The organism is Streptomyces sp. CNS606, assembly GCF_000426325.1.
Genome location: NZ_AUFD01000013.1, coordinates 60,118 through 85,751 on the forward strand (window position 1 = coordinate 60,118; position 25,634 = coordinate 85,751).

A 25,634-nucleotide genomic window follows, 5' to 3' on the forward strand; every position below is an offset into this window, starting at 1 on the left:
ACGGATCACCGGACTCGTCCGCCCGGAAGCCCCGGGCGTCAGAAGCCCAGGCGGCGGAGCTGCTTGGGATCGCGCTGCCAGTCCTTGGCGACCTTCACGTGCAGGTCGAGGTAGACCGGAGTACCCAGCAACGCCTCGATGTGCTTGCGGGACGTCGTTCCGACCTCCTTCAGGCGGCGCCCCTTGGGGCCGATCACGATGCCCTTCTGGCTCGGCCGCTCGATGAAGATGTTGGCATGCACGTCCAGCAGCGGGCGGTCCGCAGGCCGCCCTTCGCGCGGCAGCATCTCCTCCACGACCACCGCGATGGAGTGCGGCAGCTCGTCCCGCACGCCCTCCAGGGCCGCCTCACGGATCAGTTCGGCGACCATGACCTGCTCCGGCTCGTCGGTGAGGTCGCCGTCCGGGTAGAGCGCGGGCCCCTCGGGGAGCAGCGGCACCAGCAGGTCGGCGAGCAGCTCGACCTGCTTCCCCGCGGTCGCCGAGACGGGCACGATCTCCGCCCACTCGAAGCCCAGCTCCTTGCCGAGCCGGTCCACCGCGATGAGCTGCTCGGCCAGCGTCTCGGAGTCGACCAGGTCGGTCTTGGTGACGATCGCGACCTTGGGCTTGCGCTTCAGGCCGGCCAGCTCCTTGGCGATGAAACGGTCGCCGGGCCCGATCTTCTGGTCCGCGGGCAGGCAGAAGCCGATCACGTCGACCTCGGCCCAGGTGGTGCGCACCACGTCGTTGAGCCGCTCGCCGAGCAGCGTGCGCGGCTTGTGCAGGCCCGGGGTGTCGACCAGTACCAGCTGCGCGTCCGGACGGTGCACGATGCCGCGCACGGTGTGCCGCGTGGTCTGCGGGCGGTTGGAGGTGATCGCGACCTTCGTGCCCACCAGTGCGTTGGTCAGCGTCGACTTGCCGGCGTTCGGCCTGCCGACGAAGCACGCGAAGCCCGAACGGTGCGCGGCGTCCGCCGCCGCGGGGGAGGAGGGGGAGGGGTCACTCATGGCGACCATTCTCCCCGATCGCAGCGGCGGCCCCTACCAGCGCCCGCCGCGGCGGCCCCGGAGCCACACCCCACGGCGCCGGTCAGCCCGTCCGCAGCGTGCCGCGCAGCACGCCGTCCGGGCCCGCCAGCAGCACGGGCGTGCCAGCGCCGCCGAGGTCGCCCACGGCCGCCAGGTCCTCGTCCGGAAGCCGCCCGGCCTCGGTCACCACGGCCGCCGCCTCCAGGCTCTTCGCGCCGGACGCCACGGCCATCGCCACGGCCGTGCGCAGCGCGCTCAACGGCAGCGACGGCAACGCGACCGAGCCGGCCACGTACGTCCGCCCGGTCTCGTCCCGCACGGCCGCGCCCTCCGGCACGCCGTTCCGCGCCCGCGCCGACCGCGCCAGCGTGACGATCTTGCGGTCCTCCGGGTCCATGTCCCGCGCGGCCGCCTGCTCACCCTGCTCACTCATGCAGGCGAGCATATGCGCCGGCCGCGGTCGTCACGCCGGGTGGTGGTCGTGGTCGTGGTCGTGACGGTCGGCGGGGACCTTCGCCCCGGCGGGGGCGGGGGCCTCCACCGACCGTATCGGCTCGACGAGGACCGTGGTGATCCTGTTGCGGCGGCCGGCCGGGGACTCCGCGGTGAGGCGCAGGGCGGTGAGCGTCGGGTCGGAGTGGTCCTCCGTCACGTCCACCGTGGTGGTCGCACCGGCGATCGGGACGCGGCCCAGGCTCTTGGCGAGCAGCCCGCCGACGGTCTCCACGTCCTCGTCGTCCCAGCCGACCAGGTCGTAGAGCTCCCCGAGGTCGCCGAGGTCCAGCCGCGCGGTGACGCGGTAGCGGCCGTGACCCAGGTCCTCCACCGGGTCCTGCTCCTTGTCGTACTCGTCGGCGATCTCGCCGACGATCTCCTCCAGGATGTCCTCGATGGTGACCACGCCCGCGGTGCCGCCGTACTCGTCGATGACGACGGCGACGTGGATGCGGTCCTGCTGCATCTCGCGCAGCAGGTCGCCGGCGTTCTTCGTGTCGGGCACGAAGGCGGCCGGCCGCATGGCCGTGGAGACCAGCTCGCTCTCGTTCTCCCGGTTGATGTGCACCTTCCGGGCGAGGTCCTTGAGGTAGACGATGCCCAGAACGTCGTCCTCGCTCTCGCCGACCACCGGGATGCGGGAGAAGCCGGAACGCAGCGCCAGGGTCAGCGCCTGGCGGACGGTCTTGAAGCGCTCGATGGTGATCAGGTCGGTACGCGGCACCATCACCTCGCGCACCAGCGTGTCGCCGAGCTGGAAGACGGAGTGCACCATCTTCCGCTCCTCGTCCTCGATCAGCGACTCCTGCTCGGCGAGGTCCACCAGCGCCCGCAGCTCCGCCTCGCTGGCGAACGGGCCCTTGCGGAAGCCCTTGCCCGGCGTCAGCGCGTTGCCGACGAGGATGAGCAGCTGCGGCAGCGGGCCCAGGATGCGGGCCAGCGGCAGCAGGACGTACGACGCGGCGGTGGCGGTGTTCAGCGGGTGCTGCCGGCCGATGGTGCGCGGCGAGACGCCCACGGCGACGTAGGACACCAGCACCATCACCGCGATGGCGATGGTCAGCGCCTCCCACGTCCGGTCGAAGGACCGCAGGCAGGCGTAGGTGACGAGCACGCCGGCGGCCATCTCGCTGGCCACCCGCAGCAGCAGGGCGAGGTTGAGGTAGCGGGTCGGGTCGGAGGCGACGGTGGCGAGCTTGGCCGCGCCGCGCCGGCCGGAGCGTACGGCCTCCTCGGCACGGTAGCTGGTGGTGCGTGCCAGACCCGCCTCGGCGCAGGCCGCGAGCCAGGCCACTATCACCAGGGCCCCGGCGCCGACGAGCAGCTGCGCGGTCATGAGGTCGTGGTGGGGGCCGGGGAGGGGCCTTCCAGGCCGCGTTCGGCGCGCCAGCCGTCCACGATCGCGGACTGGAGGCCGAACATCTCGGCCCGCTCGGCCGGTTCCTCGTGGTCGTAGCCCAGCAGGTGCAGCACGCCGTGGACGGTGAGCAGTTGCAGCTCCTCGTCCATCGAGTGCCGGGTCGGTGCGTCGGCGCCCTGCTTCGACGCGACGTCCGGGCACAGCACGACGTCACCGAGGAGGCCCTGCGGGGGCTCCTCCTCGTCCCGGGCGGGCGGCCGTAGTTCGTCCATGGGGAAGGACATCACGTCCGTCGGTCCGGGCAGGTCCATCCACTGGAGGTGGAGCTGCTCCATGGCGTCGGTGTCGATGGCGATCAGGGACAGCTCCGCCAGCGGATGGATGCGCATCCGGTTCAGGGCGTAGCGGGCGATGTCGAGCACGGACTCCTCGTCGAAGGGGCGCCCGGACTCGTTGTTGACGTCGATGGACATGTGCGGTGCTCAGCGTTTCCCGTTGCCTCGGGCGCGGTCGTGCGCGCGGTCCTTGCCACTCCGGCGGCCAGAACCCCCTTCGGGGGGGCCGCCGTTCTCCGTGCCGTTCTGCTCGTCGTACCGGTCGTAGGCGTCGACGATGCGGCCGACCAGCTTGTGCCGGACGACGTCCGAGCTGTTCAGCATCGCGAAGTGCACGTCTTCCACCCCGTCCAGGATGTCCCGCACCTGGCGGAGGCCGCTCTTGGTGCCGCCCGGCAGGTCGACCTGCGTGATGTCGCCGGTGACGACCACCTGGGACTCGAAACCGAGCCGGGTGAGGAACATCTTCATCTGTTCCGGGTTCGTGTTCTGCGCCTCGTCCAGAATGATGAACGCATCATTGAGCGTCCTGCCGCGCATGTAGGCCAGCGGCGCCACCTCGATCGTCCCGGCGGCCATCAGCCGCGGGATCGAGTCCGGGTCCAGCATGTCGTGCAGCGCGTCGTACAGCGGGCGCAGGTACGGGTCGATCTTCTCGTACAGCGTGCCGGGCAGGAAGCCCAGCCGCTCGCCCGCCTCGACCGCCGGCCGGGTCAGGATGATGCGGTTGACCTGCTTCGACTGGAGGGCCTGCACCGCCTTGGCCATGGCGAGATAGGTCTTGCCGGTGCCGGCCGGGCCGATGCCGAAGACGACGGTGTGCTGGTCGATCGCGTCGACGTACCGCTTCTGGTTGAGCGTCTTCGGGCGGATGGTGCGGCCGCGGTTGGACAGGATGTTCTGCGTCAGCACCTCGGCCGGCGCGGCGTGTCCGCCGCCCTCGCCGGTCTCCGCCTTGCGGAGCATCGAGATGGTGCGCTCCACCGCGTCCTCGGTCATCGGCTGACCGGTGCGCAGCACCAGCATCATCTCGTCGAAGAGCCGCTGGATCAGCGCGACCTCGTCGGGCGCACCGGTGGCGGTGATCTCGTTGCCCCGCACGTGGATGTCGGTCTCGGGGAAGGCTTCCTCGATCACACGCAGCAGGGAATCGCCGGAGCCGAGCACGGTCACCATCGGGTGCTTCGACGGGACGGCGAAACGGGCGGTGTCCTGGTTCGTGGTTGTCTGCGTCATGGGCGGCCTCTGGGGCCTGCTCATCCCTCTCCGTGCTGCGACGACTGGTTCCTCAAGAATACGCCGACCCACCGACACGCCCGAGGGGATTTCCGCCGCACGGCTGCACTGCCGTTCGCCCCGGCGGGCTCACGCCCGGCGGAAACCGATCGTGGGGACCGCCCGGCGCAGTGGCCCCGGCCTTCCGCAGCGGGGCAGCAGCGCGTCCAGGAACGCGTACCGGCGCAGCGCCTCCGGGTCCTGCCCGGCCGCGGCCGCGGCCTCCGGCGACAGCGTGTACTGCCGCACCCCCTCGTACCAGGCCCCGACCTCCGGCCAGCCGGGCGCCGACAGCGAACCGCCGAACTCCTGCACCGACAGCGCCGCCGTCAGACCCGCGAAGGCCAGCCGGTCCTCCAGCGGCCAGCCCGCGAGGGTGCCGGTGAGGAAACCCGCGGTGAACACGTCGCCCGCGCCCGTGGTGTCCAGGGCCTCCACCGCGATGGCCGGGACCCGCGCGGTCTCACCGGTGCGGCCGTCCGCGGCGTAGGCGCCGTCGGCGCCCAGGGTGACCACCGCCAGCGGCACCCGCTCGGCGAGCGCCCGCGCGGCCCGCAGCGGGCATTCCGCGCGGGTGTAGCGCATCGCCTCGACCGCGTTGGGCAGGAACGCCTCGCAGTGGCCCAGTTCGGGCAGGGCCGCCAGGTCCCAGCGGCCCGAGTCGTCCCAGCCGACCCCGGCGAACACCAGGCTGCCGCGCCCGGCGGCGGTCGCCACCCACTCCTGCGGCTCCCCGGGCACCAGCGACGCCACGCAGGCCCGTGCCCGGGGCGGGCACTCGCGGTCGCCCTCCAGCGCCGGATCACGCGGCGGCGCCACGTGGCCGTGCGAGACCATCGTCCGCTCGCCCTCGTACGCCATGGAGACCGTCACCGGGGAGTGCCAGCCGGGCACCGTGTGCGACATCGACAGGTCGATGCCCTCGCCGCGTTCGAGGGAGTCCCGGCAGTAGTCGCCGTACATGTCGTCGCCGAAGGCGGCCGCCAGCGACGTACGCAGGCCGAGGCGGGCCAGCGCGGCCGCCATGTTGGCGACCCCGCCCGGGCTGGAACCCATGCCGCGCGCCCAGGACTCGGTGCCGCGGACCGGGGCGGCGTCCAGGCCGGTGAAGATGATGTCGAGGAAGACCGTGCCCGTCAGGTAGACGTCGCAGGCGGGATCGTCCGGGCGGCGCAGCGCGGCGAGCGGGTCCAGCCGTTCGGTGGCGTCCCCGTGCGCGTCGGGGCGGTCCGGGACGCCGTCCTCGTGGTGCGTGCCGCGCCCGCCGGTCGTGCCGTGCGCGCCGGTGGTGCCTGCCGTGCCGTCCGTGCCTGCCGTGCTCACCGTCTCTCCTCGTGCTCCTCCCGGTCAGTGTCCCGCGCCGACCCCGCCGGCGACACCGCCCGTGCGCCCGCCGCAGTGCGGTACGTTCCGCAGCATGCGGCTGACGATTCTGGGCGGCGGCGGATTCCGCGTACCTCTGGTCTACCGTGCCCTGCTGACAGAGGCACACCGGGACGCGGCGGGACGCTGCACCGAACTGGTCCTGCACGACACCGACGCCGCCCGCGCCGGCGTCGTCGCCTCGGTGCTCGCCGCACAGGCCCGCGAGGAACGCCACCCCGTGCCCGTCCGCGTGGAGGCCGACCTGGACGACGCGCTGCGCGGCGCCGACTTCGTCTTCTCCGCGATCCGCGTCGGCGGCACGGAGGGACGCGTGCGCGACGAACGCGTTCCGCTCGCCGAGGGCGTCCTCGGACAGGAGACGGTCGGCGCGGGCGGCGTGCTGTACGCGCTGCGCACGGTCCCCGTCGCGATGCGCATCGCGGAACGCGTCCGCGCCGCCGCCCCCGGGGCGTGGGTGATCAACTTCACCAACCCCGCCGGCATCGTCACCGAGGCGATGGCGCGGGTGCTGGGCGACCGGGTCGTCGGCATCTGCGACTCGCCGGTCGGCCTGGTGCGCCGCGCGGCGCGCGCCGCGGGCGCCGACCCGGCGGCCGTCCGCTACGACTACCTCGGCCTCAACCACCTCGGCTGGCTGCGGTCCCTCACGGCCGACGGCCGCGACCTGCTGCCCGGGCTGCTCTCCGACGACGCGGCACTGGCCTCCTTCGAGGAGGGCCGCCTGTTCGGCGGCCCCTGGCTGCGCGCGCTCGGCAGCCTGCCCAACGAGTACCTGCACTACTACTACTTCCGCCGCGAGACGCTCGCCGCCGTGCGGGAGGCCCCCGAGACGCGGGGCGCCTTCCTCGACCGGCAGCAGCGCGCGTTCTTCGCGGCGGCCGGGCGGGCACCGGAACGCGCGCTGGAGCTGTGGGAACGCACGCGCCTGCAGCGCGAGGAGACGTACATGGCCGAGAGCCGCGAGGCGAGCGGCGGCTGGGAGCGCGACACCTGCGACCTGGACGGTGGCGGCTACGACCGGGTCGCGCTCGCTCTGATGCACGCCCTCGCGGGCGACACCCGGGCCGACCTGATCCTCAACGTGCGCGGCGGCGGGAGGGTGACCGGGCTGCCGGACGACGCCGTCGTGGAGACGGTGTGCGCGGCGGACGCGGACGGCGTACGGCCGCGGTGGGACGCGGTGACGGCTCCGGGGGAGGCCGAACTGGGGCTGATGCTCCAGCTCAAGGCGGTGGAGCGGGCGACGATCGAGGCCGCCGACACCGGTTCCCGGCGTGCGGCGCTGCGGGCGCTGGGGCTCCACCCCCTGGTCGACTCCCCGGCCGTCGCGGCCCGCATCCTGGCCGCGCAGGGCGCCTTCGGCGCCGGGTGACCGCCCCTGTGGGCCCGCGCTCTGCCGTGTGCCCGCTCTTTCGGGCGCGGGTCCGGCGGGATGCCGGGTGAAGGCGTGCCGGCAGGCGCTTACGCGCCTTCCTTGAGGACGCGGGTGATGAGGGTGCGCTGGGCGTCGGTGAGGCGGGGGTCGGCGCAGTAGGCCGTGGTGCCGTCGGTCTCGATCTCGTAGTGGAAGCCGTCCGGGACGCCGACCGGGCGTTCGTCCCGGTGCCCCTCGGCCACGGCCTGGCCGGCGAGGGCGGCCACCTCGCCGGCGTCCGGGAGGTCGCCGGTGTCCAGCGTGGCCCTCCGGGTCAGGCCCCCGAAGCCGCCCGTGCGGATGACGGTGATACGCATGCCTCCATCCTCCCCCACCGCCCGCGTGAGGCGCGGTAGGCCCGACTCGAGCGCGTCTCAACGAACGGTGGACACACCGACCCCCCATCTGTTCACGGCAGAGAACAGCAAGTTGGTCGGTGACACGGAGGGTGATGGAGGAAAGACTGACTGCTTCACGGGTCGGGAGCCCCGACTGCCACGGGACGCGGCCACCTCACGACCAGCAGTACGCGGTGCGGTGGGACCTGCCCGGCCCCGCCGTGCCGCGCTTCACCGACACCCGAGGAGAGTCGAGGCCGTGCCGAACGACGAGAAGCCCTTCGAGGGCGGGCCATCCCTGGCGACCCAGCTGATGCAGGAACTCGTCGCCGCCGGCGTCGAGCTCTACGGTCGGCTCACCTCCGACGACGGTGCCGTGGACGACTTCGGGTTCGACCCCGACCTCGTCGACGACGCCCTGATGCCCGTCCTGCGGCCCCTGTACGAGAAGTACTTCCGCGTCGAGGTGGAGGGCCTGGAACACGTCCCGGCCGACGGCTCCGCGCTGGTGGTCGCCAACCACTCCGGCACCCTCCCGCTGGACGCGCTGATGCTCCAGCTCTGCCTGCGCGACCATCACCCGGACCACCGCCGCCTGCGGATGCTCGCCGCCGACCTCGCCTTCCAGCTCCCCGTGGTCCGCGACCTGGCGCGCAAGCTGGGACACGTGCGGGCCTGCCCGGAGAACGCCGAACGCCTGCTCCTGGAGGGCGCGCTGGTCGGCGTCATGCCGGAGGGCTACGGCGGCCTGGGCAAGCCGTTCGACGAGCGCTACCGGCTCCGGCGCTTCGGCCGCGGCGGCTTCGCCGCGGTGGCGCTGCGCACCGGGCGGCCGATGGTGCCCTGCTCGATCGTGGGCGCCGAGGAGATCTATCCGATGATCGGCGAGTCCCGCACCCTCGCCCGGATGCTGAAGCTGCCGTACTTCCCGATCACCCCCACCTTTCCGCTGCTGGGCGTCCTCGGGCTGGTCCCGCTGCCGACGAAGTGGACCATCCGCTTCGACCCGCCCGTCCACACCGACACCTTCCCGCCCGGCGCGGCGGACGACGGGCTGGTGGTGGACAAGCTCGCCGGCGAGGTCAGGGACACCATCCAGCACCGGCTCAACGAGATGGTGCGGCAGCGCGACTCGCTGTTCTGACCCGCACCCGCCGCAGCTCCGCCTCCCCTCCCGTCGCGTGAGCGGCGGGAGGGAGTCCCCGGGGCGGCCGGGCCCCGGGGGCGCACACACCGCCGCGGTCAGCCGGAGACCGGCACGCCCACGTCCGTCCACGCCTGGGACAGCGCCTTGGTGACCTCGCCCGGCCCGTGCTGTTCCCGGGCGGCGGCCAGGGTCGCCGCCGCGAAGTCCGCGAAGTCGGCGTCCGGGCTGAGCGAACCGGACGTCAGCGTGTCGTACCAGACCTGCCCCGCCCGCTCCCACGCCCGGCCGCCGAGCGTCACCGCGAACCGCTGGAACGCCCGGTTGGGGATGCCTGAGTTGATGTGCACGCCGCCGTTGTCGTCGGTGGTGTGCACGAAGTCGTCCATGTGGCCCGGCTGCGGGTCCTTGCCCAGCACGTCGTCGTCGTACGCCGTCCCGGGCTCCTTCATCGACCGCAGCGCCCGGCCCTGCACCCGGTCGGTGAACAGCTCCGCGCCGATCAGCCAGTCCGCGTCCGCCGCGCTCTCCTCCCGCTCGTACTGCTTGATGAGCGCGCCGAAGACGTCGGACACCGACTCGTTCAGCGCACCCGACTGGCCGCTGTAGTGCAGGTTGGCGGTGTACTGCGTCACCCCGTGCGTCAACTCGTGCCCGATGACGTCCACCGCGAGGGTGAAATCGCGGAAGACCTCGCCGTCGCCGTCCCCGAACACCATCCGTCCGCCGTCCCAGAACGCGTTGGCGTACTGCTCGCCGTAGTGCACGGTCGCGTCCAGCGGCAGGCCCGAACCGTCGATCGAGTCCCGCCCGTAGGCGCTGAGGTACAGCGCGAAGGTGGCGCCCAGCGCGGCGTAGGCGCGGTTGGCCGAGGCGTCCTGCACCGGGCCCTCGCCCTCGGACCGCACCCGCCGCCCTGGCAGCTCCTCGCGGTTCTGCGCGTCGTACACGGCGCGGCGCGGCGCGGGCTCGGCCGCCGGGCGCGGCGGCAGCGGCTGGGCGGGAGTGGCCCGCGCGACGAGGTGGCGGCGGGTGCGCTGGGCGGCGTCCCGCTCCAGCGTGCGGCGCGCGGGCGCGGCGAGCACCGGGTCGTCCGACCGGGCGAGCCGGTCCAGAAGGTGGGGCGGCACGATGCCGCAGCGGGGAGGAAGCGGCGGGTGAACGTCCGTGTGAGGGTTCATGACCAGCAATGTGGCATTCGGTCACGGGATTGTCACCGGCTGCTGTCATGATTCGCGAGAAGGAGTTGCACCGCCCGCGCGCCGCCCCCGGTGGCGGTCCGCATGGTGATACGCCCCCGGCGGACCGGCCGGGGGTCCGCTAACGTGGCGCCATCATGCGTTGCGGGCTGCTTCTCCTTAGCTGCCGCGGCGAGGGTTCGTAAGTCTTCACGGCCGACCCCCTCCCCGCGGAGTCCGGTGCTGCCACCGTCGGTCCCGAAGCCTGAAGCCAAGGAGCCCCGCGCGACATGACCACTTCCCAGCCGGAGCCGACCTCCGTACGGCCCGCCACGCCGATCACCGCCGCCACCGTGCGCCAGCGCCCCTCCGGGATGCCCTTCCACCGGTACGGCCGGTACGAGACCGTCGACATCCCCGACCGCACCTGGCCGGGCCGGCGCATCACCGAAGCTCCGCGGTGGCTGTCCACCGACCTGCGGGACGGCAACCAGGCCCTGATCGACCCGATGTCGCCGGCCCGCAAGCGCGCGATGTTCGACCTGCTGGTGTCGATGGGCTACAAGGAGATCGAGGTCGGCTTCCCCTCCTCCGGCCAGACCGACTTCGACTTCGTCCGCTCGATCATCGAGGACGACGCGATCCCGGAGGACGTGACGATCTCCGTCCTCACCCAGGCGCGCGAGGAGCTGATCGAGCGCACCGTGGAGTCGGTGCGCGGCGCCCACCGCGCGACGGTTCACCTCTACAACGCCACGGCGCCCGCGTTCCGCCGCATCGTCTTCCGCGGCTCCCGCGAGGAGGTGAAGCAGATCGCGGTCGACGGCACCCGGCTGGTGACGGAGTACGCCGAGAAGATCCTCACCGACGAGACCGTCTTCGGCTACCAGTACAGCCCCGAGATCTTCACCGACACCGAGCTGGACTTCGCCCTCGAGGTCTGCGAGGGCGTGATGGACGTCTGGCAGCCCGAGGACGGCCGCGAGATCATCCTCAACCTGCCCGCCACCGTGGAACGTTCCACGCCCTCCACGCACGCCGACCGGTTCGAGTGGATGTCGCGCCACCTGTCCCGGCGCGAGCACGTCTGCCTGTCCGTCCACCCGCACAACGACCGCGGAACCGCGGTGGCCGCCGCCGAGCTGGCCCTGATGGCCGGCGCCGACCGCGTCGAGGGCTGCCTGTTCGGCCAGGGCGAGCGCACCGGCAACGTCGACCTGGTGACGCTGGGCATGAACCTCTTCTCCCAGGGCGTCGACCCCCAGATCGACTTCTCCCGGATCGACGAGATCAAGCGCACCGCCGAGTACTGCAACCAGATGGAGGTCCACCCCCGGCACCCGTACGTCGGGGACCTCGTCTACACCGCCTTCTCCGGCTCCCACCAGGACGCCATCAAAAAGGGCTTCGAGGACATGGAGGCGCGTGCCGAGCGGGCCGGCAAGCCCACCTGTGAGGTCACCTGGGAGGTCCCGTACCTGCCGATTGACCCCAAGGACGTCGGCCGCTCCTACGAGGCGGTCATCCGGGTCAACTCGCAGTCCGGCAAGGGCGGCATCGCCTACGTCCTGAAGAACGACCACAGCCTGTCGCTGCCGCGCCGGATGCAGGTCGAGTTCTCGAAGATCATCCAGGCCCGCACCGACGCGGACGGCGGAGAGGTCACTCCGGCCGAGATCTGGTCCGTCTTCCAGGACGAGTACCTGCCCACCCCGGAGGCGAGCTGGGGCCGTGTGGCGCTGCACGGCGTGCAGACAGCGACCTCCAGCGAGGGGGGTGGCGAGGAGGCCACCGCGCTCACCGTGCAGGCGGTCGTCGACGGCGAGGACGCAGTCCTGACCGGCAGCGGCAACGGCCCGCTGGCCGCGTTCTTCGACGCCCTCCAGGCCGTCGACGTGGACGTGCGCCTGCTGGACTACGTCGAGCACACGATGAGCGAGGGCGCCGGCTCGCAGGCCGCCTCGTACATCGAGTGCGCGATCGGCGACAAGGTGCTGTGGGGCGTCGGCATCGACGCGAACATCGTCCGCGCCTCGCTCCAGGCCGTCGTCTCCGCGGTCAACCGGGCGTCCCGGCACTGAGCGGCCCGCCCCGCGGCCGCTTCGCCACCTGCCGCAGGCCGGGGCGGCCGAACGTCCCGTCCGCCGGGCTCACCGGCGGGCGGGACGCACGCGCCCCGGGTCATGCCGCGCCGGAGAGGCCCTCGCGCTGGAGGATGCCCCGCGCCTCCTCCACCCGTCCGCCGCGGGCGATCACGTCGTAGCGGGACGCGGCCAGGGAGCGGGTCGAGGAGAAGTCCCGCCGGCCACCGGTCGCGGCGTGCCCGACGAAGCCGAAGACCGCGCCCCACAGGGCGCCGATCAGCAGCCCGCCGACGATCAGCCCGAGCCACGTCGGACCGGGCGTGAACAGGCCCACCAGCAGGCCGATGAACAGGCCGAACCAGGCACCGGTCGCCGCGCCGGCCCCGGCCGCGCGCGCCTTGGTGAGCCGTCCGGTCACATGCTCGACCAGCCGCAGGTCCGACCCCACGATGTCGATGTGCTCGACCGGGAAGTGCGCGTCCGACAGCGTGTCGACGGCGGTCTGCGCCTTCTCGTACGAGTCGTAGCTCGCCACCGTGTTCCAGGCGTCGCTGACCGGGTTTCTGGGTTGAGGATCGATGGTGGACATGCCGGGACCTCCCTCGGGGGCGTCTGCGGGCCCACGGGTATCCCGGTCCCGCCGCTCCATGCCGGGAGGTTCCCCCGGCCCGGACGCCGCCCGTCAGCTCGGGCCCGGTCCAGGTCAGCCCCGGTCACGCGGCGGGTGGAGCGCGCCCACCTCCCGCACCGTCCGTGCCGAGCGGCGCGCCTCCCGGATGTCCGCCAGCCCCTTGTTCTCCGGCCGGAAGCCGTGCCCCAGCTTGATGCGCCGCTGCTCCCGGCGCACGATGCGCCACAGCAGCCAGCCGATGAGCACCGCCGTCCCGCCCACCGCCACGATGAGAGTCGTCATGTCAGAAGCCCCCTCCGTCTCGCCGGAAATGTCATGGTCACAGCATTCCCGCCCGGGCGTGGCGCCAAAAGGCCCGGTTGGCTCGGTGTGCGGAGCGGCCCCGGTGCCCGCCCTGCCGCTCCACCGTCCACCCGTGTCACCCGACGGCCACCGAGAGCTGCATTCCGCTTTGCGCAAGGCATGCAGGTCCACGGCGGGTTTCCGCGCGGCGAGCACATTCCGCTCTGCGAAGGGGCTGACGGGGGTTCGGGACTGTGGTTAACATCACTCGACCCGGCAGCGCTGCCGAAGTGTGATGGAGGTGCGTGGTGCGTTCCCGAGACCCGAGAGACCGTCCGGTGGCCGGCCCGCGCCTCGCGGCCCTCGCAGGCGTCCGCACCAGCTGGCGCACCCTCGACGACGGTGAGTTCTTCTGCACCGGCTGCGGCGGCGACCGCAGTTACCGGCTGCGGGCCGGACGCCGCCGCTTCGCCGTGCTCGGCATCCCGCTCCTACCGCGCGGCGACGTGCCGCCGGTCGTCGAGTGCGCCGCCTGCCGCCGCCACGACGACACCGGGGTGCTGGACCACCCCACCACCAACCGGCTGGCCACCATGCTGCGGGAGGCCGTGCACTCCGTCGCGCTGTCCGTCCTGGCGGCCTCCGGTGCCGACTCCCGGGCCACCCTGGAGGCGGCCGTGGAGGCCGTACGTGCCGCCGGCTACCCCGAGTGCGACGAGGACTCCCTGCTGGAGAGGCTGGCCGCGCTCTGCGCGGACCCGCTGTACGACCCGGCTGCCCACGAACCCGGCGGGCCGGAGTTCTCCGACGCCCTCGCCGCCGCCGACCACCACATGGCCGTGCACATCGAACTGTGCGAGGCGCTGGAACCCCTCGCCCCGCACCTCGCCGCCGCCGGCCGCGAGGCGCTGCTGCTCCAGGGCGCCGCCATCGCCCTCGCCGACGGCCCGTACGATCCCGCCGAACGCGACATGCTGGAATCCGTCGGCTGCGCACTCGCGCTGCGCCCCGCGGACACCGAACGCCTGCTGGCCGCCGCCCGCACCCCCTCCTGACGGCCCTGCCTCCCCGTGAACGCGCAAGCTCGCGGTGCGGGACCGGGCGCAGCTGGTGATCGCGGCGTACGAGTCCGGGCTGATCGCACCCGGCGACGCCGACGGGGCGGGCCGTACGGGAGAATGACCCCATGAGCCTGTTCCGCGACGACGGCATCGTGCTGCGCACCCAGAAACTGGGCGAGGCGGACCGGATCATCACCCTGCTCACGCGCGGTCACGGCCGGGTGCGGGCGGTGGCCCGCGGCGTACGCCGCACCAAGTCCAAGTTCGGCGCCCGGCTGGAACCCTTCAGCCACGTCGACGTGCAGTTCTTCGCCCGCGGCAGCGACCTGATCGGTCGCGGGCTGCCGCTGTGCACGCAGACCGAGACCATCGCGCCGTACGGCAGCGGCATCGTCGGCGACTACGACCGCTACACCGCCGGCACCGCGATGCTGGAGACCGCGGAACGCTTCACCGACCACGAGGGCGAACCGGCCGTGCAGCAGTACCTGTTGCTCGTCGGTGGCCTGCGCACGCTGGCGGGCGGCGAGCACGCCCCGGGTCTGGTGCTGGACGCCTTCCTGCTCCGCTCCCTCGCCGTGAACGGCTACGCGCCCAGCTTCGACGACTGCGCCAAGTGCGGCATCCACGGGCCCAACCGGTTCTTCTCCGTCGCGGCGGGCGGCACGGTGTGCGGCGACTGCCGGGTGCCCGGGAGCGTCGTGCCGTCCCCGGAAGCCGTACGGCTGCTGGGGGCACTGCTGACCGGCGACTGGCCGGCCGCGGACGCCGCCGAGCCCCGGCACGTCCGCGAGGGAAACGGGCTGGTCTCCGCCTACCTGCACTGGCACCTGGAGCGCGGCCTGCGCTCCCTGCGCTACGTGCGGAACGGCGGCCCGGCGTAGGGGTCTCCCGGGGTGGACTAGGCTCCCGGGGAGAAGTCCTCGCACGATCCGATGGAGCTGAGACCCATGGCCCGTCGCGGAATGCTGTCCCGGCAGCGTCGCGGATCAGCCGCCTACGCCCTCCCCGAGCCGCACCCCTCCGGAGCCCGTCCCCCGCAGATCCCGGCCGAGCTGGTCCCGAACCACGTCGCGGTCGTGATGGACGGCAACGGCCGGTGGGCGAAGGAGCGCGGCCTGCCGCGCACCGAGGGCCACAGGGTCGGCGAGGGCGTCGTGCTGGACGTGCTCAAGGGCTGCCTGGAGATGGGCGTCAAGAACCTGTCGCTGTACGCCTTCTCCACCGAGAACTGGAAGCGCTCGCCCGAAGAGGTCCGCTTCCTGATGAACTTCAACCGGGACGTCATCCGCCGCCGCCGCGACGAGATGGACGCCCTCGGCATCCGCATCCGCTGGGTGGGCCGGATGCCGAAGCTGTGGAAGTCCGTCGTCCAGGAGCTCCAGGTCGCGCAGGAGCAGACGAAGCACAACGACGCGATGACGCTGTACTTCTGCGTCAACTACGGCGGCCGTGCGGAGATCGCCGACGCCGCGAAGGCGATCGCGGCGGACGTGGCCGCGGGACGCCTGGACCCGGACAAGGTCGGCGAGAAGACGTTCGCGAAGTACCTCTACTACCGGGACATGCCCGACGTCGACCTCTTCCTGCGCCCCTCCGGGGAACAGCGGACCTCCAACTACCTGATATGGCAGAGCGCCTACGCGGAGATGGTCTTCCAGGACGTCCTCTGGCCGGACTTCGACCGCCGCAATCTGTGGGACGCCTGCCTGGAGTACGCCCGCCGCGACCGCCGCTTCGGCGGCGCCCGGCCCAACGAGGTGCCCACCGCCCCGCAGCAGGGCTGAACCCGCCGCCCCGGCCGGGTCCCGCAGCGGATCAGGGGCGCCCGCCGGGCGGCGGGACGGGTGCCGCCAGCGCGTCCACCTCGGCCTCGGACAGCCGCAGCCGGAGAGCCGCCAGGTCCTCCTCCCAGCCCTGCGGGTCCGTGGTCCCCGGCAGCGGCAGGGTCACGGGTGACCGCCGCAGCAGCCAGGCCAGCGCGACCTGGGCGGGGGACGCCTCGTGGGACCGGGCGATCCGGGCGAGCGCGGAGCCCGGTGCGGCGCGCAGCGCGTTCGCCGGCGGGAACCAGGGGAGAAAGGCGAGGCCCCGCGCCGCGCACGCGTCGAGCACGTCGTCGTGGCCCCGGGTCGTCAGGTCGTACCGGTCCTGCACCGACGCGACCGCGGTGACGGAGAGCGCCGCCTCCAGCTGTGCGACCGTCACGTTGCAGACGCCGATGTGCCGGATCTTCCCCGCCTCGCGCAGTTCCACCAGGGCTCCCAGTGACTCCTCCAGGGGAACCGCCGGGTCGACGGCGTTGAGCTGGTAGAGGTCGATCGTGTCCCGCCGCAGCCGCCGCAGGCTGCCCTCGCACGCGCGCCGCAGGTGTTCCGGGCGGCCGTCGGCCTGCCAGGAGCCGGCTCCGAGCGCACGTCGTCCGCCCTTGGTGGAGATGGCCACGTGGTCCCGGTACGGGGTGAGCGCCTCGGAGATCAGCGTCTCGCTGATCTCCGGCCCGTAGCAGTCGGCGGTGTCGACCAGCTGCACACCCGCCTCGACGGCGCGGCGCACCACCGCCCGCGCCGCGTCCGGATCGGCGGGCGGGCCGTAGGTGCCGGGGCCGGTCAGCCACGCTCCGCCGAGACCGAGTCGCCGCACCTCCAGGTCCGGGCCGATGCGGACGGTGCCCACCGCGGACCAGTCCGTCGTCATCGTTCCGCTCCTCACGATCCGCGCCGCAGGACCGGAGCGGCACGTTCCGCCCGGCATGGCCAGGGTGGTCGCGCGGCGGAGCGGGGACGGGCCCGGCACGCCGGGTGCGGGGCCGGTGTCACTCCTTCATCCGGCCGGGCGGGGGAGCCGGAGACCCGGGAGCCGCGCGGGCGGGGAGGCGCGGGGCGGCCGGGAGTGTCAGTCCTTGGCGCAGTCGCCGCAGGTGCCGAAGATCTCGACGGTGTGGCCGACGTCCACGAAGCCGTGTTCGGCGGCGACGGATTCGGCCCACCGTTCGACGGCCGGGCCCTCGACCTCGACGGCCTTGCCGCAGTGCCGGCACACCAGGTGATGGTGGTGGTCGTCGCTGTGGCAGCGGCGGTAGACGGCTTCGCCCTCGGCCGTGCGCAGTACGTCGACCTCGCCGGCGTCGGCGAGGGACTGGAGCGTCCGGTAGACGGTGGTCAGCCCCACGGAGTCGCCGCGGTGCTTGAGCATGTCGTGCAGCTCCTGTGCGCTGCGGAACTCCTCGACCTCCGCCAGCGCGGCCGCCACGGCTGCGCGCTGCCGGGTCGACCGTCCGCGGACGGGGGGACCTGCGGTCGCCACCGTTGCCTCCTCCACTCGTCGAGCTGCCGTGCGGGTCGGCTCGCCATTGTGCCAGGTGGCTCCGACCGGCCCGCGCAGCGAGCTAGCGGACGCCTGCCGTGGCGTGCTCTCCCTCCAGGGTGCCCGACGGTTCCCCCTCGGTGGCCCGCGCCCCCCGCCGGCGGGCCAGCGGCACCGCGGCCACCGAGGTCAGGCCGAACAGCGCGATGGCCAGCAGCACGGTGCCGGCCCCCGCCGGGACGGCCGCGTAGTAGGAGGTCACCGTGCCGGACAGGGTGACCAGCACTCCGAAGCCGACGGCCAGCGCCAGCGTCACCGCGAAGCCGCGGGTGAGCTGTTGCGCGGCCACGACGGGTACCACCATCAGCGCGCTGACCAGGAGCAGCCCGACCACCTGCATGGCCACGGTGACGGTCACCGCGGCGGTGACCGCGAGCAGCAGGTTCAGCCACCGCACGGGCAGTCCGGTCACCTTGGCGAACTCCTCGTCCTGGCACACGGCGAACAGCTGCCGCCGCAGGCCGAACGCGACGAGGACGACCAGCACGGCCAGCACGGTGATGGTGACCAGATCGGATTCCGAGACCGTGGTGATGGAGCCGAAGAGGTAGGTGTTCAGGCTGGCGTTGGATTCGCCCGGCGTCAGGTTGATCAGCATGATGCCGCCGGAGATGCCGCCGTAGAACAGCAGGGCGAGCGCCACGTCGCCGCGCGTCCGGCCGTAGGAGCGGATGAGTTCCATGCCGACCGAGCCCAGCGCGGCGACCAGCACGGCCGTCCACACCGGGCTGGTGGAGAGCAGGAAGCCGAGCGCGACGCCGGTGAGGGCGACGTGGCCGATGCCGTCGCCCATGATCGCCTGGCGGCGCTGCACCAGGTAGATGCCGACGGCCGGGGCGGTGACGCCGACGAGCAGGGCGGCGAGCAGCGCCCGCTGCATGAAGTCGTAGGAGAGCATCTCGGTCATGACAGCAGTCCGGTCCTGATCGCCGGGGCCGGTTCGGCCGCCGGGGTGTCGTGCGGGTGGCAGGCCAGGTCGTGCAGCCGGTCCGGGTCGTCGACGCGTTGGACGCGGCCGTCCTCCAGCACCACCGCGCGGTCGATGAGCGGGGCGAGCGGGCCCAGTTCGTGCAGCACCAGCAGGGCCGAGGTGCCGCGGCCGACCTGTTCGCGCAGCGCCTCGGCCAGCACGCGCTGGCTGACCAGGTCCACGCCGGCCAGCGGCTCGTCCATGATCAGCAGATCCGGTTCGCCCGCGAGGGCGCGGGCTATGAGTACCCGTTGGTGCTGGCCGCCGGACAGGGCGCCCACGGCGTCCCCGGCCCGTCCCGCCATGCCCACGACGTGCAGCGCGCGGTCGACCGCGTCCCGGTCGCCGCCGCCGAGCGGCAGGAAGCGGCGGCGACCGAGGCGGCCGGAGGACACGACTTCGCGGACCGTGGCCGGGACGCCTGCGGTGGCGGTGGAACGCTGCGGGACGTAGCCGACGCGGCGCCAGTCGCGGAAGCGGCGCAGCGGGGTGCCGAACAGGTCCAGCGAGCCCGAGGCGAGGGGGGTGCGCCCGAGGACGGCGCGCACGGTGGTGGACTTGCCCGAGCCGTTCGCGCCGAGCAGCGCGACGACCTCGCCGCGTCCGACGGTCAGGTCGACGCCGCGCAGCACCTGGCGGCCGCCGAGCACGGCGGTGGCTTCGCGGAGGGAGATGGCGGCTTCCGGCTGCTGCGTCACGGCGTCTCCTTCGGTGGTGTGCTGCGTCTGCGGGAGCGGCGGGCTCACCGGGTGCCGAGCGCGGTGCGCAGGGCCTGGAGGTTCTGGCGCATGACGGAGAGGTAGTCCTGGGTGCCGGTGTCCTCGACGGACTCCAGCGAGGAGAGGACGCCCGTCCGCAGGTTCAGGTCCTGAGCGAGGGTGTCCGCGGCGTCGTCGCTGGCGCGGCTCGCGAAGAAGACGGTGCTCACGTCGTCCTCCTTCACGATCTCGTGGAGTTCCTTGATGTGGGAGGCGCTGATGGAGCCGGAGGCCGGATCGACGCCGGAGAGCGACTCCTCGTGCAGCCCGTACCGGTCGGCGAGGTAGCCGAACGCGGCGTGGGTGGTGACGAACGTGTCGGTCTTCCGGCCCTCGAGACCGGTGCGGAAGTCGTCGTCGAGCGTCTTCAGGCGGCCGACCAGGTCCTCGGTGTTCTCCCGGTACGCCTTCTCGTGCTCGGGGTCGGCCTTCGCGAGCTGCTTCCCGACGCCCTCGGCGATCTCGGCGTAGCGCACCGGGTCGAGCCAGACGTGCGGGTCGCCGCCGCCCTCGGTGGCGTGGTCGTGGCCCTCGTGGCCTCCGCCTTCCTCGTGGGCGCGATCGTCCTCGTGCCCGTGCTCCTCTTCGCCGCCGTGGTCGTGGCCCTCGTGGCCTCCGTGCTTCTCCAGCGAGGTGTACGCCGTGGCCTCGGCGACGTGCGCGGCCTCGGCCTGCTCGACGGCCTCGTCCACGGCCGGCTGGAGACCCTTCAGATAGACGACCAGGTCGGCGTCGCCGAGCATGCCGACCTGCTTCGGAGCGAGTTCCAGGTCGTGCGGCTCGACGCCGGGCGAGGTGAGGCCGGTGACGTCCACGTGCTCGCCGCCGATCTCCTCGGCCAGGAACTCCATCGGGTAGAAGGACGCGACCACGTCCACCCGGCCGTCGTCGGCGCCCGCGTCGCCGCCGCAGGCGGTCAGCGGCAGCAGGCCCAGCACGGCCGCCACCGCCGGGGCGGCGGTGCGTATGAGGGGGCGGCCGGGGGAGCGGCCGGGGGAGGCGGAGCGAGCGTTCATGACAGTCATTTTCACGCCACGTGGAAATGATTGTCAAATGCCCCGAACGGGTGATCTCGCTCACTCGGGAGGCCCCGCCCGCCCGACCGCCGGAGGCGGTCGCCGATTTGATCCGGGACCCTGTCCCGCCGGTAATCTGAGGTATTCCGTCGTCGTTGATGAAGAGAGCACCGTGGCCGCCGACAAGATCGACACCATCGTCAGCCTGAGCAAGCGCCGTGGCTTCGTATACCCCTGCAGCGAGATCTACGGCGGTCAGCGTGCCGCCTGGGACTACGGCCCGCTCGGCGTGGAGCTGAAGGAGAACATCAAGCGCCAGTGGTGGCGCTCCATGGTCACCTCGCGCGAGGACGTCGTCGGCATCGACTCGTCGGTCATCCTTGCCTCCGAGGTCTGGGAGGCGTCCGGGCACGTCGCCACGTTCTCCGACCCGCTCACCGAGTGCACCTCCTGCCACAAGCGCTTCCGTGCCGACCACCTGGAGGAGGCGTACGAGGCGAAGCACGGCCGGATGCCGGAGAACGGCCTCGCCGACGTCAACTGCCCGCACTGCGGCAACAAGGGCGCCTTCACCGAGCCCAAGCAGTTCTCCGGCCTGCTCGCCACCCACCTCGGCCCGACCCAGGACTCCGGCTCCGTCGCCTACCTGCGACCCGAGACCGCCCAGGGCATCTTCACGAACTTCGCGCAGGTCCAGCAGACCTCGCGGAAGAAGCCCCCGTTCGGCATCGCGCAGATGGGCAAGTCGTTCCGCAACGAGATCACGCCGGGCAACTTCATCTTCCGCACCCGCGAGTTCGAGCAGATGGAGATGGAGTTCTTCGTCAAGCCGGGCGAGGACGAGAAGTGGCACGAGTACTGGATGGAGCAGCGCTGGAACTGGTACCGCGACCTCGGCATCCGCGAGGAGAACATCCGCTGGTACGAGCACCCGGCCGAGAAGCTCTCCCACTACTCCAAGCGCACCGCCGACATCGAGTACCGCTTCCACTTCGGCGGCAGTGAGTTCTCCGAGCTCGAGGGCGTCGCCAACCGCACCGACTACGACCTCGGCGCGCACTCCAAGGCCTCCGGCCAGGACCTGTCGTACTTCGACCAGGAGGCCGGCGAGCGCTGGACGCCGTACGTCATCGAGCCCGCGGCCGGCGTCAACCGCGCCATGCTCGCGTTCATGCTCGACGCCTACGTCGAGGACGAGGCGCCGAACGCCAAGGGCAAGATGGAGAAGCGCACCGTGATGCGCCTCGACCCGCGCCTGTCGCCGGTCAAGGTCGCCGTGCTGCCGCTGTCCCGCAACGAGAAGCTGTCGCCCAAGGCGCGCGGCCTCGCCGAGACGCTGCGCAAGCACTGGAACATCGAGTTCGACGACGCCGGCGCCATCGGCCGCCGGTACCGCCGCCAGGACGAGATCGGCACCCCGTTCTGCGTCACCGTCGACTTCGACACCCTGGACGACAACGCCGTGACCGTGCGCGAGCGCGACACCATGAAGCAGGACCGGGTCTCCCTCGACCAGATCGAGAGCTACCTGGCCGGCCGCCTCCTGGGCTGCTGACCGGTCCGACCGGCAACCTCGTACGGCCCTGGGGAGTCTTCCTCAGGGCCGTACGCGTGCACCCCGCGTGCGAACGGCGTCCTGCGGGGAGGAACATCCACACACACCGGAGCGTTTCTCCTCACATCTGCTGACGGGAGGTTCCATGTCCGTACCACGGCTCGCGTCGTTCGGCGCCGAACCGGCAGGTGAGCGCCTTCGCCGCATCGAACGCTCACCGCACTACGACGCCGCCACCGGCACCTTCCGCAACCCCGTCCACGCCGCCACGGCCCCCCGCGCGGAGGGCTCGCGGCTGGAGATGGCCCGGGTGATGCTCAACCGCAAGGAGCGCCGCCCCGCCGCCCCCGTCCGCGTCCGCCGCCCCGACCTGGCCGAGCCGCCCGCGTCGGGACTGCGGCTGACCTGGCTGGGCCACTCCACCGTGCTCGCCGAGATCGACGGCCGACGGGTGCTCTTCGACCCCGTCTGGGGCGAGCGCTGCTCGCCCTTCACCTTCGTCGGACCCCGCCGCTACCATCCGCCGCCGCTGCCCCTGGCGGCCCTCGGCGGCGTCGACGTCGTGGTGGTCTCGCACGACCACTACGACCACCTGGACATGCCGACCGTCCGCGCCCTCGCCCGGTCCGACGCGCACTTCGTCGTCCCGCTCGGCGTCGGTGCGCACCTGGAACGCTGGAAGCTGCGCCCGGACCGCTTCACCGAACTGGACTGGCACGAGTCCACCCAGGTCGCCGGGCTCACCCTCACCGCCACCCCGGCGCGCCACTTCTGCGGCCGGGGCCTCCGCAACCGGCAGCGCACCCTCTGGGCGTCGTGGGTCGTCGCCGGCCCCGACCACAGCGTCTTCCACAGCGGTGACACCGGCTACTTCCAGGGCTTCGCCGACACCGGCTCCGCGCACGGCCCGTTCGACGCCACGATGATCCAGGTCGGCGCCTACAGCGACTACTGGCCGGACATCCACATGACACCCGAGGAGGGCGTCCGCACCCACCTGGACCTGTGCGGCACCGCCGCCGAGAGCGTGCTGCTCCCCATCCACTGGGGCACCTTCAACCTCGCCCCGCACCCCTGGTACGAGCCCGGCGAGCGGATGCTGGCCGCCGCCTCCGAAGCCGGCGTCCGGCTGGCCGTGCCGCCGCCGGGCGGCTCCTTCGAGCCGTCCTCACGCGATCTGCCCGACGCCCCCTGGTGGCGCGCCTCCGGAGGTGCCGGCGGCCGTACGTCGCCCGCCGCGGCCGTGGGCGAGCGCGCGGGCGAGGGGGCCGTACGGCGCTCGGCTCCCGACGGCGGACCGGGGAAGCGGACGCACGGCCGCGGCGGCACCTCGGAGACCTCGGCGGCCCAGAGCGGCTGAGGGGCCCCGAGCGGCGTAGGCGGGCCCGGACGGGGGACTCAGACGGGGGTGCCGCGGTGCGGGCGGGCGCCGCCGACCGCACCGCCCGACAATGTCCGTGAGGGCAGCAAGGCGAGCGAGGTGCGCAGACGCATGGCCCGCAACGACGAGGACCCGTTCCACCCCGCGAACGTGGCCGCGCTGATCGTGGACGGCGAGGCCACCGTGCTCGGCTGCACCCCCGGAGCCGAAGTCCTGCTCCGCCGCCCCGCCCGCGAGCTGCGCGGACGGCCGCTGCCCTCCCTGCTGACCGAGCCCGACGACTGGCCCGCCGCGCCGGTCCGGGACGACGGCACGTTCTGGGAGGGGACGGCCACCCTGCGCACCGGCGACGCCCGCCACGTCGAGGTCTCCTTCTCCGTGCTCACCCTCACCGAAGGCGCCGGCCCCGACTCCCGGTGCCTCGTCCTCGCCGTGCCACGGCCGCTGATGACCCGCTGGCGGCAGAACCACGCCTTCATCGAGGAACTCTTCCTCCAGCGACGTGTCGGGCTCGCCGTCTTCGACCCCGACCTGCGGATCGTCCGCACCAACACCCCGCTCCTCGACTACACCGGGGTGCCCGAGGACCTGACCGGCATGCGGCTCGCGGACTTCCTGCGGCAGGAGGACGCCGCACGGGTCGACGACCTGCTGCGCGGGGTGGTGCGCACCGGCGAACCCCTGCTCGGCGAGGAGGTCTCCGCCCGCACCCGCACCGACCCCCGAGCGGCGCGCACCTTCGCCGTCGCCGCCTTCCGCCTCCAGCTGTCCGACGGGCAGATCGCCGGCGTCACCACGCTGTTCAACGACACCACCGAGGAGCAGCGCGCCCGGGACCGGCTCGACCTGCTGCACCGGGCCACAGCCCTCGTCGGGTCCTCCCTCTCGGTCACCGGCACGGCCCGCGACCTCGCCGACGTGCTGACGCCCGGCCTCGCCGACGTGGCCGCCGTGGACGTCGCCGAGGCCGTCTTCGGCCACCGCAGCCCCGCCCCGGACGACCAGGGCACCCATCTGCTGCGCCGCGCCGCGACCACCGGCGACCTGCCGGTGCGCCCGCGCTCCGGCGGGCTGGTGGAGATCGACGTCGACGGCCCGCACACCCACGGCCTGTGGCAGCGCGACCCCGCCGCGCGGCCCCGCTTCGACGACGAGGCCGCCGTCGAGGGCGCCCGCAGCGGCATGTCGGCCCTGCTGTGCGCCCGCGGCCTGCTGCTGGGACGCGTCACCGTGTGGCGCACCGGCGACGTCCCGTTCGACGAGAAGGACGTCGAGATGCTCGACGAGATCGCCTCACGCGTCGGGCTGGTGCTGGACAACGCCCGCCGCTTCGGCCTGGAACGCCGGGCCGCGGTGAGCCTGCAGAGCAGCCTGCTGCCGCCGGCCGAGAGCGAGACGGTCGGGGTGCAGAGCGCCAGTGTCTACCTGCCCACCGAGGTGTCCACCGGGGTCAGCGGCGACTGGTTCGACGTGATCCCGTTGTCCTCCGCCCGGGTCGCCCTGGTGGTCGGCGACGTCGTCGGCCACGGCCTGCACGCCATCGCGACCATGGGCAGGCTGCGCACCGCCGTCCGCACCCTGGCCGACCTCGACCTGGAGCCCGACGAACTTCTCACCCACCTCGACGACCTGGTCTCCCAGCTCACCGTCGAGTCCGGCGAGTCCCCGAGCGGCATCGGCACCGGGGTCGGCCACCGGACCGGTGCGGAGGCGCCGGTGCCGCCGGTGCCGTACGACTCCTTCGGTGCCACCTGCCTGTACGCCACCTACGACCCGGTGTCCCGTCTGGTCACCGCCGCCAGCGCCGGGCACCCGCCGCTCGCGGTGCTCTCCCCGGACGGCCGCGCCGACTACCTGGAGGTCAGCCCGGGGCCGCCGCTGGGCGTCGGCGGCCTGCCGTTCGAGCCGGTGGAGTCCACCGTGGACGAGGGCAGCGTGCTCGCCCTCTTCACCGACGGGCTGGTGGAGCGGGGCGACGGCGACGTGGACACCGGCATGGCCGCCCTGCTGCACGGTCTGCGCACGGCCGACCCGTTCCTGCGCCCGCTCCCCGAGGTGGGGCGGGACGTCGTCGCCGGGCTGGCCCCCACGCAGGTCCCGGACGACATCACCCTTCTGCTCGCCCGCACCCGGGCCGTGCCGCCCGCCGACACCGCCGCCTGGACGCTGGAGGCCGACCCGGAGGTGGTGGCCGACGCGCGCAAGCTGGTCGCGCGGCGGCTCGCGGAATGGGACCTGGACGACCTGGTGTTCACCACCGAACTGGTCACCAGCGAACTGGTCACCAACGCGGTCCGGCACGCGGGCGGTCCCATCGAGCTGCGCCTCATCCGCGCCGGCACCCTGATCTGCGAGGTCTCCGACCCCAGCAACACCCAGCCGCGGATGCGGCGGGCGGGCAGCACCGAGGAGGGCGGCCGCGGGCTCTACCTGGTCGCGCAGCTCGCCGGCCGCTGGGGCAGCCGCTACGCCCGGCAGGGCAAGACCATCTGGGCCGAACAGCCCCTGCCGCCCGCCGCCCGCTGACCCCGTCCGCCGTCCGCCTCCGGTACAGCGGGCGACGGGGTCGTCGGCGCGCGCGCCCGCGGTGCG

24 protein-coding genes are annotated in these 25,634 nt (G+C 73.0%); 9 read left to right on the top strand and 15 right to left on the bottom strand.

The genetic code is table 11. From position 1 onward, the window contains the following. Positions 1–38: 38 nt before the first annotated feature. The 6 genes from era to K304_RS0110755 all read right to left on the bottom strand — a co-directional run bounded on the left by era (position 39) and on the right by K304_RS0110755 (position 5,672). Entirely contained in the window at positions 39–1,001 is a 963-nt protein-coding gene (era, locus tag K304_RS0110730) for a GTPase Era (protein ID WP_027763743.1), read from the bottom strand. Positions 1,002–1,074: 73 nt separating this feature from the next. Further along, entirely contained in the window at positions 1,075–1,458 is a 384-nt protein-coding gene (locus K304_RS0110735) for a cytidine/deoxycytidylate deaminase family protein (protein WP_199779597.1), read from the bottom strand. Positions 1,459–1,476: 18 nt separating this feature from the next. After that, entirely contained in the window at positions 1,477–2,844 is a 1,368-nt protein-coding gene (locus K304_RS28420; RefSeq protein WP_051308255.1) for a hemolysin family protein, read from the bottom strand. After that, a complete protein-coding gene (gene ybeY, locus K304_RS0110745) occupies positions 2,841–3,341 on the bottom strand; it encodes an rRNA maturation RNase YbeY (RefSeq protein ID WP_027763745.1) in 501 nt (166 codons plus the stop codon). Before ybeY ends, K304_RS28420 begins: the two co-directional genes overlap by 4 nt. 9 nt (positions 3,342–3,350) lie before the next feature. Further along, positions 3,351–4,439: a PhoH family protein gene (locus K304_RS28425; RefSeq protein ID WP_051308257.1), complete on the bottom strand. Its 1,089-nt coding sequence runs from the start codon at positions 4,437–4,439 to the stop codon at positions 3,351–3,353. Positions 4,440–4,568: 129 nt separating this feature from the next. Next, complete coding sequence (locus K304_RS0110755) at positions 4,569–5,672, bottom strand: PfkB family carbohydrate kinase (protein WP_027763746.1); 1,104 nt, start codon at positions 5,670–5,672, stop codon at positions 4,569–4,571. A 223-nt stretch (positions 5,673–5,895) separates the two neighbouring features. Here K304_RS0110755 and K304_RS0110760 point away from each other — a divergent pair, with 223 nt between their 5' ends. Then, entirely contained in the window at positions 5,896–7,236 is a 1,341-nt protein-coding gene (locus K304_RS0110760) for a family 4 glycosyl hydrolase (protein WP_027763747.1), read from the top strand. An 89-nt stretch (positions 7,237–7,325) separates the two neighbouring features. On the opposite strand, the gene K304_RS0110765 is transcribed toward K304_RS0110760, so the two are convergent. After that, positions 7,326–7,595 carry a protealysin inhibitor emfourin gene (locus K304_RS0110765; protein ID WP_027763748.1) on the bottom strand — a complete coding sequence of 90 codons (270 nt, stop codon included), beginning with the start codon at positions 7,593–7,595 and terminating at the stop codon, positions 7,326–7,328. A 334-nt stretch (positions 7,596–7,929) separates the two neighbouring features. Between K304_RS0110765 and K304_RS0110770 the strand changes: the two genes are divergently transcribed. After that, positions 7,930–8,760 carry a lysophospholipid acyltransferase family protein gene (locus K304_RS0110770; RefSeq protein ID WP_051308299.1) on the top strand — a complete coding sequence of 277 codons (831 nt, stop codon included), beginning with the start codon at positions 7,930–7,932 and terminating at the stop codon, positions 8,758–8,760. A gap of 98 nt (positions 8,761–8,858) precedes the next feature. Here K304_RS0110770 and K304_RS0110775 read toward each other — a convergent pair whose 3' ends face one another. After that, positions 8,859–9,941: a M4 family metallopeptidase gene (locus tag K304_RS0110775; protein ID WP_027763750.1), complete on the bottom strand. Its 1,083-nt coding sequence runs from the start codon at positions 9,939–9,941 to the stop codon at positions 8,859–8,861. A 287-nt stretch (positions 9,942–10,228) separates the two neighbouring features. Here K304_RS0110775 and leuA point away from each other — a divergent pair, with 287 nt between their 5' ends. Beyond that, positions 10,229–12,019 carry a 2-isopropylmalate synthase gene (gene leuA, locus K304_RS0110780; RefSeq protein ID WP_027763751.1) on the top strand — a complete coding sequence of 597 codons (1,791 nt, stop codon included), beginning with the start codon at positions 10,229–10,231 and terminating at the stop codon, positions 12,017–12,019. Positions 12,020–12,119: 100 nt separating this feature from the next. Here the strand turns inward: leuA and K304_RS0110785 are convergent, their stop codons facing one another. Next, positions 12,120–12,611, bottom strand: coding sequence for a general stress protein (locus tag K304_RS0110785; protein ID WP_027763752.1), 492 nt, complete (start codon positions 12,609–12,611; stop codon positions 12,120–12,122). A gap of 114 nt (positions 12,612–12,725) precedes the next feature. Further along, entirely contained in the window at positions 12,726–12,935 is a 210-nt protein-coding gene (locus K304_RS0110790; RefSeq protein WP_027763753.1) for a hypothetical protein, read from the bottom strand. A gap of 338 nt (positions 12,936–13,273) precedes the next feature. On the opposite strand from K304_RS0110790, the gene K304_RS0110795 reads away from it, so the two are divergent. The 3 genes from K304_RS0110795 (at position 13,274) to K304_RS0110810 (ending at position 15,783) form a co-directional block, all read left to right on the top strand. Then, the gene (locus K304_RS0110795; protein WP_027763754.1) at positions 13,274–13,990 is read left to right on the top strand and encodes a TerB family tellurite resistance protein; all 717 of its coding nucleotides are present in this window, start codon (positions 13,274–13,276) and stop codon (positions 13,988–13,990) included. A 131-nt stretch (positions 13,991–14,121) separates the two neighbouring features. Continuing rightward, a complete protein-coding gene (gene recO, locus K304_RS0110805) occupies positions 14,122–14,880 on the top strand; it encodes a DNA repair protein RecO (protein WP_027763755.1) in 759 nt (252 codons plus the stop codon). A gap of 66 nt (positions 14,881–14,946) precedes the next feature. Beyond that, positions 14,947–15,783 (top strand): isoprenyl transferase, encoded by an 837-nt coding sequence (locus K304_RS0110810; RefSeq protein WP_027763756.1) that lies wholly within the window; start codon positions 14,947–14,949, stop codon positions 15,781–15,783. 31 nt (positions 15,784–15,814) lie between these two features. On the opposite strand, the gene K304_RS0110815 is transcribed toward K304_RS0110810, so the two are convergent. The 5 genes from K304_RS0110815 to K304_RS0110835 form a co-directional block, all read right to left on the bottom strand. Next, positions 15,815–16,693 (bottom strand): aldo/keto reductase, encoded by an 879-nt coding sequence (locus K304_RS0110815; protein WP_027763757.1) that lies wholly within the window; start codon positions 16,691–16,693, stop codon positions 15,815–15,817. Positions 16,694–16,891: 198 nt separating this feature from the next. Beyond that, positions 16,892–17,302, bottom strand: coding sequence for a Fur family transcriptional regulator (locus K304_RS0110820; RefSeq protein ID WP_027763758.1), 411 nt, complete (start codon positions 17,300–17,302; stop codon positions 16,892–16,894). A gap of 82 nt (positions 17,303–17,384) precedes the next feature. Then, positions 17,385–18,269: a metal ABC transporter permease gene (locus tag K304_RS0110825; RefSeq protein ID WP_027763759.1), complete on the bottom strand. Its 885-nt coding sequence runs from the start codon at positions 18,267–18,269 to the stop codon at positions 17,385–17,387. Then, positions 18,266–19,030 (bottom strand): metal ABC transporter ATP-binding protein, encoded by a 765-nt coding sequence (locus K304_RS0110830; RefSeq protein ID WP_027763760.1) that lies wholly within the window; start codon positions 19,028–19,030, stop codon positions 18,266–18,268. The genes K304_RS0110825 and K304_RS0110830 overlap by 4 nt, the downstream gene beginning before the upstream one ends. Positions 19,031–19,074: 44 nt before the next feature. Further along, positions 19,075–20,115 carry a metal ABC transporter substrate-binding protein gene (locus K304_RS0110835; RefSeq protein ID WP_078528904.1) on the bottom strand — a complete coding sequence of 347 codons (1,041 nt, stop codon included), beginning with the start codon at positions 20,113–20,115 and terminating at the stop codon, positions 19,075–19,077. Between the two features lie 163 nt (positions 20,116–20,278). Between K304_RS0110835 and K304_RS0110840 the strand changes: the two genes are divergently transcribed. From K304_RS0110840 to K304_RS0110850, 3 genes are all read left to right on the top strand, one after another. Next, entirely contained in the window at positions 20,279–21,661 is a 1,383-nt protein-coding gene (locus K304_RS0110840; RefSeq protein WP_027763762.1) for a glycine--tRNA ligase, read from the top strand. A 145-nt stretch (positions 21,662–21,806) separates the two neighbouring features. Then, positions 21,807–23,021, top strand: coding sequence for an MBL fold metallo-hydrolase (locus K304_RS28430; protein ID WP_051308261.1), 1,215 nt, complete (start codon positions 21,807–21,809; stop codon positions 23,019–23,021). A 132-nt stretch (positions 23,022–23,153) separates the two neighbouring features. After that, positions 23,154–25,568: a SpoIIE family protein phosphatase gene (locus K304_RS0110850; protein ID WP_037789979.1), complete on the top strand. Its 2,415-nt coding sequence runs from the start codon at positions 23,154–23,156 to the stop codon at positions 25,566–25,568. Positions 25,569–25,634: the final 66 nt, after the last annotated feature.

Coding starts and splice junctions, on each gene's coding strand:
- era (WP_027763743.1), bottom strand. CDS start 1,001: ATGGTCGCCATGAGTGACCCCTCCCCCTCCTCCCCCGCGGCGGCGGAC.
- K304_RS0110735 (WP_199779597.1), bottom strand. CDS start 1,458: ATGCTCGCCTGCATGAGTGAGCAGGGTGAGCAGGCGGCCGCGCGGGAC.
- K304_RS28420 (WP_051308255.1), bottom strand. CDS start 2,844: ATGACCGCGCAGCTGCTCGTCGGCGCCGGGGCCCTGGTGATAGTGGCC.
- ybeY (WP_027763745.1), bottom strand. CDS start 3,341: ATGTCCATCGACGTCAACAACGAGTCCGGGCGCCCCTTCGACGAGGAG.
- K304_RS28425 (WP_051308257.1), bottom strand. CDS start 4,439: ATGACGCAGACAACCACGAACCAGGACACCGCCCGTTTCGCCGTCCCG.
- K304_RS0110760 (WP_027763747.1), top strand. CDS start 5,896: ATGCGGCTGACGATTCTGGGCGGCGGCGGATTCCGCGTACCTCTGGTC.
- K304_RS0110765 (WP_027763748.1), bottom strand. CDS start 7,595: ATGCGTATCACCGTCATCCGCACGGGCGGCTTCGGGGGCCTGACCCGG.
- K304_RS0110770 (WP_051308299.1), top strand. CDS start 7,930: ATGCAGGAACTCGTCGCCGCCGGCGTCGAGCTCTACGGTCGGCTCACC.
- K304_RS0110775 (WP_027763750.1), bottom strand. CDS start 9,941: ATGAACCCTCACACGGACGTTCACCCGCCGCTTCCTCCCCGCTGCGGC.
- leuA (WP_027763751.1), top strand. CDS start 10,229: ATGACCACTTCCCAGCCGGAGCCGACCTCCGTACGGCCCGCCACGCCG.
- K304_RS0110785 (WP_027763752.1), bottom strand. CDS start 12,611: ATGTCCACCATCGATCCTCAACCCAGAAACCCGGTCAGCGACGCCTGG.
- K304_RS0110790 (WP_027763753.1), bottom strand. CDS start 12,935: ATGACGACTCTCATCGTGGCGGTGGGCGGGACGGCGGTGCTCATCGGC.
- recO (WP_027763755.1), top strand. CDS start 14,122: ATGAGCCTGTTCCGCGACGACGGCATCGTGCTGCGCACCCAGAAACTG.
- K304_RS0110810 (WP_027763756.1), top strand. CDS start 14,947: ATGGCCCGTCGCGGAATGCTGTCCCGGCAGCGTCGCGGATCAGCCGCC.
- K304_RS0110815 (WP_027763757.1), bottom strand. CDS start 16,693: ATGACGACGGACTGGTCCGCGGTGGGCACCGTCCGCATCGGCCCGGAC.
- K304_RS0110825 (WP_027763759.1), bottom strand. CDS start 18,269: ATGACCGAGATGCTCTCCTACGACTTCATGCAGCGGGCGCTGCTCGCC.
- K304_RS0110835 (WP_078528904.1), bottom strand. CDS start 20,115: ATGACTGTCATGAACGCTCGCTCCGCCTCCCCCGGCCGCTCCCCCGGC.
- K304_RS28430 (WP_051308261.1), top strand. CDS start 21,807: ATGTCCGTACCACGGCTCGCGTCGTTCGGCGCCGAACCGGCAGGTGAG.
- K304_RS0110850 (WP_037789979.1), top strand. CDS start 23,154: ATGGCCCGCAACGACGAGGACCCGTTCCACCCCGCGAACGTGGCCGCG.